Consider the following 13,495-nt stretch of genomic DNA (forward strand, 5'->3'; position numbering starts at 1 on the left):
CTTCTCTCATGCGAGAAAAGAACGTATCCGGTATTAGCTCCGGTTTCCCGAAGTTATCCCAGTCTTATAGGCAGGTTGCCCACGTGTTACTCACCCGTCCGCCGCTAATCTCAGGGAGCAAGCTCCCATCGATTCGCTCGACTTGCATGTATTAGGCACGCCGCCAGCGTTCGTCCTGAGCCAGGATCAAACTCTCCGAAGAAATGTTTGACTTGCTCATTTGCTTTTTTGATAGTGTGTGCTCACTTAAAATTTAACGTTGGCGCTTTGTTTTGTTCAGTTTTCAAAGAGCAATTTTTGTCGTTTATCTCGTAAGCGACTTTATTATCTTATCATTTACCCATTCTAATGTCAATGTTTTATTTCACATTGTTTTTTTGACTGGGAGTTTATTCCGTCGTTATTGGCGACTCCTAATATATTATCAGCTTGATTAGCTTTCGTCAATAGTTTAATCAAGTTTTTTTAAAAACATTAATCAACTATAACATGGATAAAAACCTCAAGGAGATATCCATGAGGTTTAAGCCCTTTAAACGATCCAATAACCAATGGCTGCCAACGCTGCAACTCCTGGAATTCCAAGCAGACCGGCGACCGCTGAAGTAACCGGATTAATAGGTACATGAATGCCAGCTTGATTCCCAAGTGTATTCAAAAAGAACAAAAAGGCTGCACCGATAATGATTTTTATAATCCCCTGCCCTATGAACCGGACGGGTCTTAGGGGCGTCCCGATAATGAGTAACATTAAGATCAGGCCGCCAATTACAGCAACAAAGACAACAGGTTCCAAACTCATTCCTCCCCGCAAGCTTGTACTACACTTATATGAAGGGATGGTTGGATTAAGAACCCAAACAAAAAAATGACTATGAAGTCCATTCCTTCATAGTCATCTCCTTATCATCTTTTTATACGGACGTTCCTTCTTTTAACTTCCCTGAATAAATAGAAGTATTTCACTTCCGCCAGTCTTGTTTGAGTGATTACTTCCTCAGATGGATCCACGCTTTTTTCAAGTAATGATTTTTGATTGTGCCAATTCCATTTCAAATGTTCAAGCTCTTCGATTAATGACTCATTGAATTCATTTCGGAGCCTCTTTTTTTTACGAAAGAACAAGTGAAGTCCTCCCAGCTATCTATATTTCTCTTCTTCCTTCTATTGCTTTTGATAGCGTCACTTCATCGGCATACTCCAAATCTCCGCCAACTGGAAGTCCGTGGGCAATTCGAGTCACTTTAATCCCTGATGGTCTGAGCAACCGCGAAATATACATGGCCGTTGCTTCACCTTCAATGTTAGGATTAGTCGCCAAAATGACCTCCAGCACTGTTTCATCTTGCAGGCGCTTCAATAAATCAGGAATATTTATATCTTCCGGCCCGATTCCATCCATCGGTGAAATACTGCCATGCAGTACATGGTATAAACCATTGAACTCTCTCATCTTCTCCATGGCTATTACATCTTTCGGGTCCTGAACCACACAAATCAGACTTCTGTCTCTCTTTTGATCTTCACAGATATAACAGGGGTCTTGATCCGTAATATGACCACAGACTGAACAATACATAAGATTCCGCTTTGCATTCACAAGTGCTTTTGCAAAATCCAAAACAGTATCTTCCTTCATGCTTAGCACATGAAAGGCTAATCGCGCAGCCGTTTTAGGCCCAATCCCCGGCAATTTCATAAAACTATCAATGAGCTTGGAAATTGGTTCTGGATAATGCATCAAATTCCTCCTATAAACTCCAAAAGAAACCTCCAAAAAGGAAGTTTCTTTTGGAACTTGCTTAAAACATACCCGGAAGGTTCATTCCTTTAGTGAATTGTCCCATCGTTTGGTTTGTCAGTTCTTCTGCCTTTTTCAAAGCATCGTTAGTTGCAGCCAGCACTAAATCTTGAAGCATATCGATATCATCAGGATCGACAACTTCAGGTTTAATGATTACATCAACTATTTCTTTATGGCCTGTCACGAAAACCGTTACCATTCCACCGCCGGCAGTGCCTTCAATCTTTTTTTCTCCTAATTCTTCTTGTGCCTCTGCCATCTTCTTTTGCATCTTTTGCATTTGTTTCATCATGTTTTGCATATTACCGCCACGCATACCCATTTTCCTTACCTCCAATTATTCTTTAATTTCAAGTAAATCATCGCCGACTAATTTTCTAGCCTCCGCTATAAAGGGGTCTTCCTCTTTTGAATCCGTTTCTTCTGGACCGTCGAATTGCTGTGTTGAAATGAAGTCCTCCCGCAACCCTTGCCACTGACTATCCGGAACACCGGCTATCTCCATTCGATGCCCTGTCAATTGTTGCATGATCGAGGCAATCACTTCCACGAAACGGTTATTTTCCATTGCCATTTGACAATGAATATCATATTTGAATTTTACCACAAAAGCTTCCGTTGACGCAGCAACAGGTTCTGCCTCCGTTAATAAAGCTGCCAATGACTTTTGGTTTTGCAGTCCTAACTGTTCAAGGATTTCCCCCCACTTACTTTTCACAGCATGAAGATCCGGTTTTGTAGCTTGTTTCAAAACTTGATTGATCTTTCCTGCAGGTGCTTTATACGCTTTTTTAATGGCCCTCTGTGCTTTCGCCTGTTCAGCAGGTTTTTCTGTTATAGCCGCCGGGATGCCATTTTTCTGCATTTCCAGTAACTTCTTCTCTAAATCCTCTATTTTCAACTGCAACTGCTGAAGCTGCCCATTATCCATTTGAGTTGGCCTTTGCTCATTACATAGCTTCACAAGTGCCACCTCAAGAAAAATTCTTGGATGATTTGTCCACTTCATATCCTGCTGTGTTTGATTGAAACTCTCAATAATGGAATAAATGGATTCAGAAGAGATCACTTCTGCCAATTCTTTAAATTGCGGATCTATCAATACACGCTCAAAGGACTCTGCAAGGGCTGGTGCCGTTTGAAACAAAAGCATATCGCGGAAATAATAAATCATGTCTTCTATAAACCTAGCCGGGTCTTTACCCATGGCTAGTAATTCTTCAAGGACTTCAAGTGCCACTGCCACTTCTTTATCATATATAGCTTTTGCCAACCGGCTTAAAAATGCTTGCGAAACAGAACCAGTGACAGTCAATGCATCTTCCACAGAAACAGTCTCCGCACTGAAGGAAATAGCTTGATCAAGCAGACTTAGTGCATCACGCATTCCACCTTCGGCCGCTCTCGCTATGATATGTAGGGCTTGTTCGTCACAAGAAACTCCCGTTTCTGCGACAATTTGTGACATCCTGCCGACTATATCTTGCGGTTGAATCCTTTTAAAATCAAACCTTTGGCAGCGGGAAATGATCGTTAGTGGAATCTTATGAGGTTCCGTCGTCGCCAATATAAAAATAACGTGCTTTGGAGGTTCTTCCAATGTCTTTAATAGGGCATTGAAAGCTCCTTGTGAAAGCATATGTACCTCATCAATGATATAAACTTTATATGTAACCGCGTTCGGTGCATATTTGACCTTATCACGAATGTCACGGATTTCCTCGACACCATTATTTGATGCTGCATCAATTTCTATAACATCTGATATGGAGCCATCAGTGATTCCGCGGCAGGTAGCACATTCGTTACAAGGCTCACTCGTAGGGGCATGCTCACAATTCACGGCTTTAGCCAGAATTTTGGCAGCACTCGTTTTCCCTGTCCCACGTGGACCGGAAAATAAATAGGCATGCGAAACCTTTTGTCCGACCAGGGCATTCTGCAACGTTTTCGTTACATGTTCCTGCCCAACTACATCAATGAATTGTTGCGGCCGCCATACCCGGTATAATGCTTGATACCCCACGGAAATCCCTCCTTTTTTCTCCATCCTGTTTATTATACATTACTGATTTCATTAATTTCAAAGTCTAAAAATAAAATTCATTAATTGCCTCATTCTTTTCGAAACGCCATAAAAAAAAACCCACCCGAAACGAATGAGTTTTTTGATTATGTAAAATAACTGCCGTGCACCTTCTGTCGATTAGCAACCATAAGCGTTACTTAAGCAGTTAGCTCGGCCCAGGCAACCCTGCGGCACATGAGAACTTCCACTTAATGCTGCTTCCTTCCGGACCTGACATGGTTCATGGAGTCCCATTGCGCAGGACCCGGGCGTCAACACCACTTACTTAAGGCAGGCCCTACAGAATGCTAACCTCGAGAAGGGATTCAACCTCGCTAGAGCGGATTGCGAGTACAGGGCACCGCTACCTCCCCGTCTAGCACGGCAAATGTAATACCAAATTCATAGCGTCTTACCGACGCATAATTCATTATACTAAGGTAACAAAAAAAACGCAAGTGTTGTTCATTGAACAGAATGGTTTCAATATTTTTCAACAGAAGAAAAGCTGCGCGTTCAACGATCATTATTTACTTTTATTTATTTTCTTCAATACGCTTTAGTGCTTTCTCTCTTTTCAAAGTCTTCTTTCGATCCCTAAGCTCTTTAAAAAAAGAAGTCAATATCCCACCGCACTCTTCCCCCAATACACCGCTTGTTACTTCACATTGATGGTTGAAGCGTTCATCTTGAAGTAAATCCATAAATGTCCCTGCGCAACCTGCCTTTGGATCAAACGCTCCAAAAACAACCCGCCTTACCCTGGATTGCAGAATAGCACCCGCACACATCGGACAAGGTTCCAATGTGACATATAACGTTGCATCCTCAAGACGCCAACTTCCAGTAGCACGGCAGGCCTCATTGATCGCAAGCAGCTCAGCATGTGCAATTGCATTCTGTTCCGTTTCCCTCAAGTTGTGCCCTGTCGAAATAACTTTATCATCTATTACGATTAAGGCGCCAATCGGCACTTCATTTAACATCTGCGCCTTTTTGGCTTCCTTTAAGGCTAAATTCATGTAATAAACATCATCCTTCATAAAAAAGCCCCCTCATATTAAGTAGGAGTAAACAGACAAATATAGAACAAAATAAAGGTCATACTACTTATTCTAATGAATAGTAACGCAAGCGGCATACCAGCTGCAAGTAAATTCTCACAATAAAAGGAGGATATAACATGAATCGACCTAAATCGCCTTCCTTTGCCTTGCTTATCATTGATATGATCAACGATTTCGAATTCAAACACGGTGATATGCTCCTTGAACATACCATGCTTATCATCGAGCCGATTTTGAATTTAAAAAAACAAATGAAAGAAAAAGGTTTTCCGATCATTTATATCAATGACCATTATGATTTATGGCAAGCTGACTTCGATAAAATAATCGACACCTGTAAAAACGAAGGAAATGCCCGATTGATCGAAAGGATAAAACCGCAGCAAGACGAGTTTTTTCTCATCAAGCCTAAGCATTCTGCGTTTTATGGGACAGCACTCAATACACTACTCAAACGATTGAACGTGGAAACCTTAATCATTACCGGCATAGCTGGAAACATCTGTGTACTTTTCACGGCTAATGACGCTTATATGCGAGAATATGAATTATGGATACCTGAGGATTGCATCGCTTCAGCATCAAAGGAAGATAATCATTATGCATTAAAGATGATGAACCATGTTCTCAAGGCTTCCATTAAAAAAAGCGGGGACATATAAGGTACTCAGCCGAACTAGGCAACATATCTCCTCGTAAAACACTCTTTCATTCTCCTTCATTATCAACCTGACAAAAATATCACTTAAGTCCCAAGTCTGTGATACAATATCTCTTGGCTGAAAAACCTAATAAATTGGGAATTTCGCCTTGATACCTCATTGAAGGAGGACAGTTAGGATGAAATCCACCCCATTTATCACTGTCGAAGGACCAATCGGCGTGGGAAAAACATCACTGGCAAAAGTTATCGCGGATCATTTTCAAATATCATTATTGAAGGAAATTGTAGATGAAAATCCATTTCTCGGAAAATTCTACGACAATATTGATGAGTGGAGCTTTCAAACAGAAATGTTTTTTCTATGTAACCGATATAAACAATTGGAAGATATCGAAATAAAACATCTAACGAATGACAAAGCCGTGGTGGCTGATTACCATATATTCAAGAACTTGATATTTGCTGAGCGAACGCTGAAAAACAGACAATACGACAAATACCTTGAAATATTCAATATTTTGACACGGGATATGCCAAAGCCTAATATGGTGATTTACTTGCATGCAAGTCTTGATACACTTCTGTCACGAATCGGCAAAAGAGGGCGTGAAGTCGAAAAAAATATATCCTCCATTTATTTAGAGCAGTTATCGGCGGATTATCAGACATTCATGGAAACGTTTGAGAGACAACACCCTGATATTCCTGTTCTTACATTTAACGGAGATGAACTGGATTTCGTCGGGAATAAGGATGATTTGAAAACGATAATTAGCCAAATAGAGAATGCCCTGCAAAAAGGAGTAAAGTCAAATGAACTTACGAAAGAAATATAATATTCCAAACAACGCCGTCATTACGATAGCAGGGACGGTTGGCGTAGGAAAGTCGACCATGACCAATGCATTAGCCGATGCCCTTCAATTCAGGACATCCTTTGAAAAGGTTGATACGAACCCCTACCTGGATAAGTTTTACGATGATTTTAATCGTTGGAGTTTCCACCTGCAAATCTATTTCCTCGCTGAACGTTTTAAAGAGCAAAAGAAAATCTTTGAATACGGGGGAGGTTTCATCCAAGACCGTTCCATTTATGAAGATACTGGAATATTTGCAAAGATGCATTATGAAAAAGGGACAATGAACGAAGTGGACTATGAAACATACACTAGTCTTTTCAACGCCATGGTAATGACGCCCTACTTCCCGCACCCTAATTTACTTATCTATCTTGAAGGCTCACTGGACGATATTATCGATCGTATCCAAGAACGAGGCCGTCCAATGGAACAGCATACCCCAATTGAATATTGGCAGGAAATGCACGGCCGTTATGAAGAATGGATCGATCAATTCAATGCATGTCCTGTCCTTCGATTAAATATAAATGAATATGACCTTATGCAAGATGAGGCAAGTATCGAACCTCTTATAAAACGGATTGCTGAATATATGGAGCAAACTAAATTGTTACGAAATATGTAAAACAGAAAAACCACCGGTAACCCGGTGGTTTTTAGTATATTAGAAAACAAAAATCCCGTTACATTTCTGTAACGGGATTCATCGATATCCAATTTATGCGCTGTGGTTATTAATAAGTTATGGAGGAGGTAGAGGGATTCGAACCCCCGCGGGATTTGACTCCCCTGTCGGTTTTCAAGACCGATCCCTTCAGCCGAACTTGGGTATACCTCCGTATCAACATTTATTATAATACATGGAATTAAAATCAAAGTCAAGCACTCTAGAACGTTTTTTTAAAATAATTTTTAAGCTTAGATAAAAAGGAGAATCAGCCCCTTTTAAAGAGGCCGATTCCTTTCCTTAACTTACGGTTTAATGACTTCCACACCACGCATATATGGTCGTAATACTTCAGGAATGATCACACTGCCATCTTCCTGCTGATAATTTTCAAGAAGAGCGGCGACTGTACGGCCGATTGCCAAACCTGATCCATTTAAAGTATGGACATGTTCCGGTTTTCCTTTTGCATCACGTCGGAAGCGGATATTGGCCCGTCTAGCCTGGAATCCTTCAAAGTTACTGCAAGAAGAAATTTCGCGATACGTTCCATAACTCGGAATCCAAACCTCAAGATCATACTTTTTAGCGGCAGTGAAACCAAGATCACCCGTACACATACTTAGTACTCGATATGGAAGTCCTAACAATTGAAGGACCTTTTCGGCATGACCTGTAAGGTTTTCCAATTCCGCATAAGAATCTTCAGGCTTCACGAACTTCACTAGTTCAACCTTATTGAACTGGTGCTGACGAATTAACCCGCGGGTATCACGACCAGCAGACCCTGCCTCTGAACGGAAAGAAGCGCTGTATGCCGCATAGCTTATTGGCAGATCGTCCATACTCATGATTTCATCACGATGGTAATTTGTCACGGGCACTTCTGCAGTAGGAATCAAGAAGTAATCTTCACTTTCAATTCGGAAGGCATCCTCTTCGAACTTTGGCAATTGACCCGTACCAGTCATGCTTGCACGGTTCACCATATATGGAGGCAGCATTTCTTCATATCCATGTTCTTCAACATGAAGATCAAGCATGAAGCTAATTAAAGCACGCTCTAATCGAGCACCAAGACCTCTATAAAATACAAATCGGCTGCCTGTCACTTTTGCTGCCCGTTCAAAATCAAGGATGCCTAGATCTCCAGCTACATCCCAATGCGGCTTCGGTTCAAACCTGAATTCCGGCAATTCGCCCCATTTACGGATTTCAACATTATCGTCTTCCGTTTCACCCACCGGCACACTTTCATGCGGAATATTAGGAATGGAAAGCATTAACGTTTCTAACTTGGCCTCCACATCACGAAGCTCATCATCAAATCCTTTGATTCGGTCACCAACTTCACGCATTTCAGCAATTAACTGATCAGCATCTTTTTTCTCCCGCTTTAGTACGGCTACTTGCTGTGAAACTTCATTTCTTTTGCTTTTCAATTTTTCCGTATCGGCAATCAAAGTTCGACGCTTCACATCCAACTCCTCGAACTTACCTAAATCAGTTAAATCTTCTCCTCTAAATTGCAGTACGCGTTTCACTTCTTCAAAATTATTTCGGACATATTTTAAATCCAACATGTTAAATTCCTCCTCAATATTTTAATGATATATCAAAGAACGCAAAAAACTCCCGTCCCCTGAAGAAGGGACGAGAGTTAACCCGCGTTGCCACCCTAGTTGAAGGCATATGAAAAACGCCTACCACTTATCACGATAACGGCTTTTAACCGAAAGTAATTACTGACCCAATAAGGCGTTCCATACTCTGCTCCAGGAGGGATTCACAATACTCTCACACCGATTTCCACCAGCCACCGGCTCTCTATAGAAAGAAATACTTGCTACTATATCCTGTCATTGCTTTCTTATAATCACATTGTTTTCCATAATGTACTATAATTTTATACATTTCGCAACCGTTTTATACACGAAACTTAGAACCAGCCTTTTACAGTAGAAGCTACACTGCTCCATACATCCCCAAAGAATCCGCCAACTGCACGCATTGACAATACGAACCAGTTTGCCTTTTCAACAGATTCAGCAGCTACGACGCTAACTTTCACTGGTTCTCCGTTAATGTATCCGTAACTTTCGCCTTTTTTAGGAGTGACTGTGATGTAACCAAGCTTTTCGCCTTTTTTGATCGGTGCAGTCAACTTACCATCTTTGTTCAACTTGTTTTTATCGATCACTAAGTCTGTTTTATAGTTATCTTTCTCACCATTTTCAACAAGTAGCTCGACCGCTTTTTCAGATTGAATCTTAACGTTCTTTTCCTTACCTTTTATTACCGAAAGGGTTTCTTCCCCTTTCACTTGGTAATTAGCTGGGAGGACTTTTTCTTTTTTAAACGTTGCATAAGCATAATTCATCAGCTTAGTGCTATCTGCAAATCGTTCATTTTTATTAGTGGACTTCATTACAACCGTTATATAGCGTTGACCATCCCGGATAACGGTCCCTGTATGGCCATAACCTGCATAATCAGTAGATCCTGTTTTTAGTCCATCCACGCCTTTATATTCAAATATCAGGCCAGGCAACATCCAGTTGAAGTTCGGATATTCTTTTCCATCACGGAACTTCAATTTGGAAATACTGGCGATTTTCAATACTTCCGGATAATCGTTAATTAGACGATACGCAAGAAGAGCGGTATCTTTTGCTGTCATGACATTTTCTTCATCTTCTCTGCCAGTAGGATACTGCCCTAATAAATCGGTGTTATTCAAACCGCTGGCATTAACGAATTTATGGTTTTTCAAGCCTAATTTTTTTGCTTTTTCATTCATCAATTTAACAAAATTCTTTTCACTGCCAGAAACCAGCTGTGCTAATGCTACTGTCGCTGCATTACCTGAATAAACAGCCATAGCTTGATAAAGTTCCTTAACTGTATAATCTTCACCTTCCGTCAAACCAACATTCGACAAATTAGGTGCTTTCGAAAGATCATGCACATACTTATTTATTTTAACTTTTTGATCCCAACTGATTTTCCCATTTTCAATTGACTCCATGATGATGTACTCGGTCATCATTTTTGACATGGATGCAATCCCTAATACTTTATCGGCATTTTTTTCATACACGATTTGTCCTGTTTTACCATCTATAATGATGGCTGCCTCTGCTTTTAAACCTAAATTATCAGATTCAGCAAAGGCTTCCCCCGGTTGATAGGCAAATTGCGACATAACAAGAGCAAAAACAAAAGTGAAAATTAGGGTAATCTTGCTGATTTTTTTCAATTTCCAATACCTCCAACTTTTAAGCTAATCCCTATAACAAAGAAGAAACTTTATCTAATTCCCTTGACACCTTGTCTAGTTTATCACAGAAAAAATAAAAAAAATAGACAGAGTCATCGTTGACTCTGTCTATTTTTACAATAAATTTTAATGACGATTATATGTTAATTTTATTACAAAGAATAGTTCGGTGCTTCTTTTGTAATTTGGACATCATGTGGATGACTCTCTCTTAATCCTGCACCAGTCATTTTGACAAATTGAGAGTTTTCTCTCAATTCTTCCAATGTAGCTGTACCGCAATATCCCATACCTGAACGAATGCCACCAATCAGTTGGAAGATGGTATCTGAAAGAGGACCCTTATATGGCAGGCGACCCTCAATGCCTTCTGGAACGAATTTCTTGTTATCTTCTTGGAAGTAACGGTCTTTAGATCCTTTTTCCATGGCTGCAACAGAACCCATACCCCGATATACTTTAAAACGGCGTCCTTGGAATATCTCCGTTTCACCTGGGCTTTCAGTTACACCGGCAAGCATACTGCCAAGCATTACTGCATGTCCGCCAGCAGCTAAAGCTTTTACGATATCACCAGAGTATTTAATTCCCCCATCAGCGATAATCGTTTTTCCATATTTTCTTGCTTCTGTTGCACAATCGAAGACTGCTGTGATCTGAGGGACACCTACACCAGCAACAACCCTTGTCGTACAGATTGATCCAGGTCCGATTCCCACTTTCACTACGTCAGCACCGGCTTCAATCAATGCTTTCGTTCCTTCAGCCGTTGCAACGTTTCCAGCAATGATCGTTAATTCAGGATATGTCTCGCGAATCTCTTTTACAACATCCAGGACGCCCGCTGAATGTCCGTGAGCTGTATCAAGTACAATCGCATCCACATGGGACTTAACAAGCATTTCTACACGCTTCAATGTATCTTTAGTCACACCGACAGCGGCACCGGCAAGCAATCTTCCTTGTTTATCTTTCGCCGAATTCGGGAACTCAATGACCTTCTCAATATCCTTGATCGTAATAAGCCCTTTAAGAACGCCATTATCATCTACAAGGGGAAGCTTTTCGATTTTATATTTTTGAAGAATTTTCTCTGCTTGTTCCAAATTAGTGCCTACTGGCGCTGTTACCAGATTTTCTACAGTCATGACACTGGAAATCTTCAAGGAGAAATCGGAAATAAATCGCAAATCACGGTTAGTAATGATACCCACAAGTTTTTGATCCTCTATATTGTTGACTACAGGAACACCTGAAATGCGGTATTTGCCCATTAAATGCTCTGCATCAAATACTTGATGATCTGGAGTCAAGAAAAATGGATCGGTAATAACACCGCTTTCTGAACGTTTTACTTTATCGACCAGTTCAGCTTGTGCTTCAATGGACATATTTTTATGAATAATACCTAATCCGCCTTGGCGGGCCATGGCAATTGCCATCTCAGCCTCCGTTACGGTATCCATTCCTGCACTGATGATAGGAAGGTTGAGCTTTAAATTTTCGGCTAAGTTGACTTGAAGGTTAACATCTTTCGGCAAAACCTCTGATTTCGCTGGAATTAATAGGACATCATCAAAGGTTAAACCTTCTTTTGCAAATTTATTTTCCCACATTATTTTCCCCTCCTGCTTAAAAATATTATTTGTAGGTTATCAATTGGACATACTACTGTCAAGAAGAGAAATAAATGTTTGATTATTCTATTAATTCAGAGGTGTGGCTGCAATGCCTGAAAACAATGATAATTTCGATAAATATACACCACTTTTTTCCGCATCTTCCTCACAACTTTTTTTGCAAAAATGTTACACGCACGAAAAAATAGCAGATGCGGAAATAAAAAGTTACGAAAATTGTTATCCGTTTATTTACCATCTTGAACATGCACAAACTTATTATAATCAGGCAGCCATAGCTCCACTTTCCATACAACCGATCCTCTCCTTTTATGGGTTTGCTCAATTGTTAAAGGCCTGCCTGCTCACGATTGATCCTAACTATCCTGAATCCACTTCGTTACTTGCCCATGGGGTAACTACAAGAAAAAGAAAAAAACAACAATACGAGTTTTTAAAAGACGAGGTGAAAACGCAAAAGCACGGACTGTTCACCTGCATTGCCGAGAAATTGTTCCATATCAAGCATCTGGAAGGTGAAAAATATTCGATGGGGACACTTTTAAAGGAAATTCCAGATATGCAGAGCCATTCATGGACTATTTCCCGGAAAAACTTCGTCACCCTATTGCCCTCTTCGAACGGTTTTCAATTACCCTTAGCCATATTGGATAGCTATCAAATGTCTGGCAGTCGATTGGAGGAATTTTTGTCATCTAAAACGAAACAGATTTATCGCATCACTGAAGCTCCTGGGACACTGCACTTAAAAACGGATGATGGTCTCATTCATAATGCATCTTCCCCAATAAAGTATAACTTGGCAGAAGGACATTTCATGCTATCTCTTAATAAAGACTCTTCGGCATTTTCCTTACCTGAACTTTTGATACATTATTTGATATCTTATAACCTAAGCATAATAGCCCGTTATGAAACAGAATGGTGGGCAGAGCTGATGAAAACCATGCCTAACGATGATTACCCCTGCATAGTCCAATTCCTTAAAATAAGCCAAGCTAAGGTGCCATTCCTAATATTTGAATGGATTAAGTCAGAAAGGTTTAACTTTTGATTGTTTTAACTAAAAATGGCGAATGGATCGTCCCTATCCTGGAACAACGAAAAAAGACCAGCCGGATGGCTGATCTTTAAAATGGCTTGGCGGCGTCCTACTCTCACAGGGGGAAACCCCCAACTACCATCGGCGCTGAAGAGCTTAACTGCCGTGTTCGGAATGGGAACGGGTGTGACCTCTTCGCTATCGTCACCAAACATATCAGGAACGTTGTTCCTTCAAAACTAGATAATAAGAAGGTATTTCATTTTTCAAAAAGCGTTGGTTAAGTCCTCGATCTATTAGTATCAGTCAGCTCCACATGTCGCCACGCTTCCACCTCTGACCTATCAACCTGATCATCTTTCAGGGATCTTACTAGCTTGCGCCATGGGAAATCTCATCTTGA

Annotated in this window: 13 protein-coding genes, 1 tRNA gene, 3 rRNA genes, 1 other RNA gene and 1 other annotated feature; of the genes, 4 read left to right on the top strand and 14 right to left on the bottom strand. The window is 40.6% G+C overall.

Annotated features, from left to right (window positions below):
* The 8 genes from LQ203_RS26705 to tadA form a co-directional block, all read right to left on the bottom strand.
* Nucleotides 1-202: ribosomal RNA gene (locus tag LQ203_RS26705) — 16S ribosomal RNA — on the bottom strand; the annotation flags it as partial.
* Between the two features lie 330 nt (nucleotides 203-532).
* Entirely contained in the window at nucleotides 533-796 is a 264-nt protein-coding gene (locus LQ203_RS26710) for a pro-sigmaK processing inhibitor BofA family protein (protein ID WP_230162880.1), read from the bottom strand.
* Between the two features lie 110 nt (nucleotides 797-906).
* Nucleotides 907-1,125, bottom strand: coding sequence for a YaaL family protein (locus LQ203_RS26715; protein WP_230162882.1), 219 nt, complete (start codon nucleotides 1,123-1,125; stop codon nucleotides 907-909).
* A gap of 19 nt (nucleotides 1,126-1,144) precedes the next feature.
* Complete coding sequence (recR, locus tag LQ203_RS26720; protein ID WP_034316264.1) at nucleotides 1,145-1,741, bottom strand: recombination mediator RecR; 597 nt, start codon at nucleotides 1,739-1,741, stop codon at nucleotides 1,145-1,147.
* A 61-nt stretch (nucleotides 1,742-1,802) separates the two neighbouring features.
* Nucleotides 1,803-2,120 carry a YbaB/EbfC family nucleoid-associated protein gene (locus LQ203_RS26725; RefSeq protein ID WP_230162903.1) on the bottom strand — a complete coding sequence of 106 codons (318 nt, stop codon included), beginning with the start codon at nucleotides 2,118-2,120 and terminating at the stop codon, nucleotides 1,803-1,805.
* Between the two features lie 21 nt (nucleotides 2,121-2,141).
* Entirely contained in the window at nucleotides 2,142-3,830 is a 1,689-nt protein-coding gene (dnaX, locus tag LQ203_RS26730) for a DNA polymerase III subunit gamma/tau (RefSeq protein ID WP_230162884.1), read from the bottom strand.
* Nucleotides 3,831-3,992: 162 nt separating this feature from the next.
* An RNA gene (gene ffs, locus LQ203_RS26735) (signal recognition particle sRNA large type) lies at nucleotides 3,993-4,257 on the bottom strand.
* A gap of 151 nt (nucleotides 4,258-4,408) precedes the next feature.
* Complete coding sequence (tadA, locus tag LQ203_RS26740; protein WP_230162886.1) at nucleotides 4,409-4,915, bottom strand: tRNA adenosine(34) deaminase TadA; 507 nt, start codon at nucleotides 4,913-4,915, stop codon at nucleotides 4,409-4,411.
* 140 nt (nucleotides 4,916-5,055) lie between these two features.
* Here tadA and LQ203_RS26745 point away from each other — a divergent pair, with 140 nt between their 5' ends.
* The 3 genes from LQ203_RS26745 (at nucleotide 5,056) to LQ203_RS26755 (ending at nucleotide 7,088) form a co-directional block, all read left to right on the top strand.
* Complete coding sequence (locus tag LQ203_RS26745) at nucleotides 5,056-5,601, top strand: isochorismatase family cysteine hydrolase (protein WP_230162888.1); 546 nt, start codon at nucleotides 5,056-5,058, stop codon at nucleotides 5,599-5,601.
* Nucleotides 5,602-5,779: 178 nt separating this feature from the next.
* The gene (locus tag LQ203_RS26750; RefSeq protein ID WP_230162890.1) at nucleotides 5,780-6,439 is read left to right on the top strand and encodes a deoxynucleoside kinase; all 660 of its coding nucleotides are present in this window, start codon (nucleotides 5,780-5,782) and stop codon (nucleotides 6,437-6,439) included.
* Nucleotides 6,417-7,088 carry a deoxynucleoside kinase gene (locus LQ203_RS26755; RefSeq protein WP_230162892.1) on the top strand — a complete coding sequence of 224 codons (672 nt, stop codon included), beginning with the start codon at nucleotides 6,417-6,419 and terminating at the stop codon, nucleotides 7,086-7,088. The genes LQ203_RS26750 and LQ203_RS26755 overlap by 23 nt, the downstream gene beginning before the upstream one ends.
* 120 nt (nucleotides 7,089-7,208) lie before the next feature.
* Here the strand turns inward: LQ203_RS26755 and LQ203_RS26760 are convergent.
* The 4 genes from LQ203_RS26760 to guaB form a co-directional block, all read right to left on the bottom strand.
* Nucleotides 7,209-7,301: transfer RNA gene (locus tag LQ203_RS26760), tRNA-Ser, on the bottom strand.
* Between the two features lie 134 nt (nucleotides 7,302-7,435).
* A complete protein-coding gene (gene serS, locus LQ203_RS26765) occupies nucleotides 7,436-8,713 on the bottom strand; it encodes a serine--tRNA ligase (protein WP_230162895.1) in 1,278 nt (425 codons plus the stop codon).
* A 63-nt stretch (nucleotides 8,714-8,776) separates the two neighbouring features.
* Nucleotides 8,777-9,002: a binding site (T-box leader), on the bottom strand.
* 67 nt (nucleotides 9,003-9,069) lie between these two features.
* Complete coding sequence (locus tag LQ203_RS26770) at nucleotides 9,070-10,389, bottom strand: D-alanyl-D-alanine carboxypeptidase family protein (RefSeq protein ID WP_230162897.1); 1,320 nt, start codon at nucleotides 10,387-10,389, stop codon at nucleotides 9,070-9,072.
* Nucleotides 10,390-10,562: 173 nt separating this feature from the next.
* Nucleotides 10,563-12,026: an IMP dehydrogenase gene (guaB, locus tag LQ203_RS26775; RefSeq protein WP_230162899.1), complete on the bottom strand. Its 1,464-nt coding sequence runs from the start codon at nucleotides 12,024-12,026 to the stop codon at nucleotides 10,563-10,565.
* Nucleotides 12,027-12,138: 112 nt separating this feature from the next.
* Here guaB and LQ203_RS26780 point away from each other — a divergent pair, with 112 nt between their 5' ends.
* Nucleotides 12,139-13,104 carry a YaaC family protein gene (locus tag LQ203_RS26780; RefSeq protein WP_230162901.1) on the top strand — a complete coding sequence of 322 codons (966 nt, stop codon included), beginning with the start codon at nucleotides 12,139-12,141 and terminating at the stop codon, nucleotides 13,102-13,104.
* An 84-nt stretch (nucleotides 13,105-13,188) separates the two neighbouring features.
* Here LQ203_RS26780 and rrf read toward each other — a convergent pair.
* Nucleotides 13,189-13,304: ribosomal RNA gene (gene rrf, locus LQ203_RS26785) — 5S ribosomal RNA — on the bottom strand.
* 64 nt (nucleotides 13,305-13,368) lie between these two features.
* A 23S ribosomal RNA gene (locus LQ203_RS26790) occupies nucleotides 13,369-13,495 on the bottom strand; the annotation flags it as partial.

This window comes from Peribacillus sp. Bi96 (assembly GCF_918698115.1).
In the GTDB taxonomy this organism is placed as follows: domain Bacteria; phylum Bacillota; class Bacilli; order Bacillales; family DSM-1321; genus Peribacillus.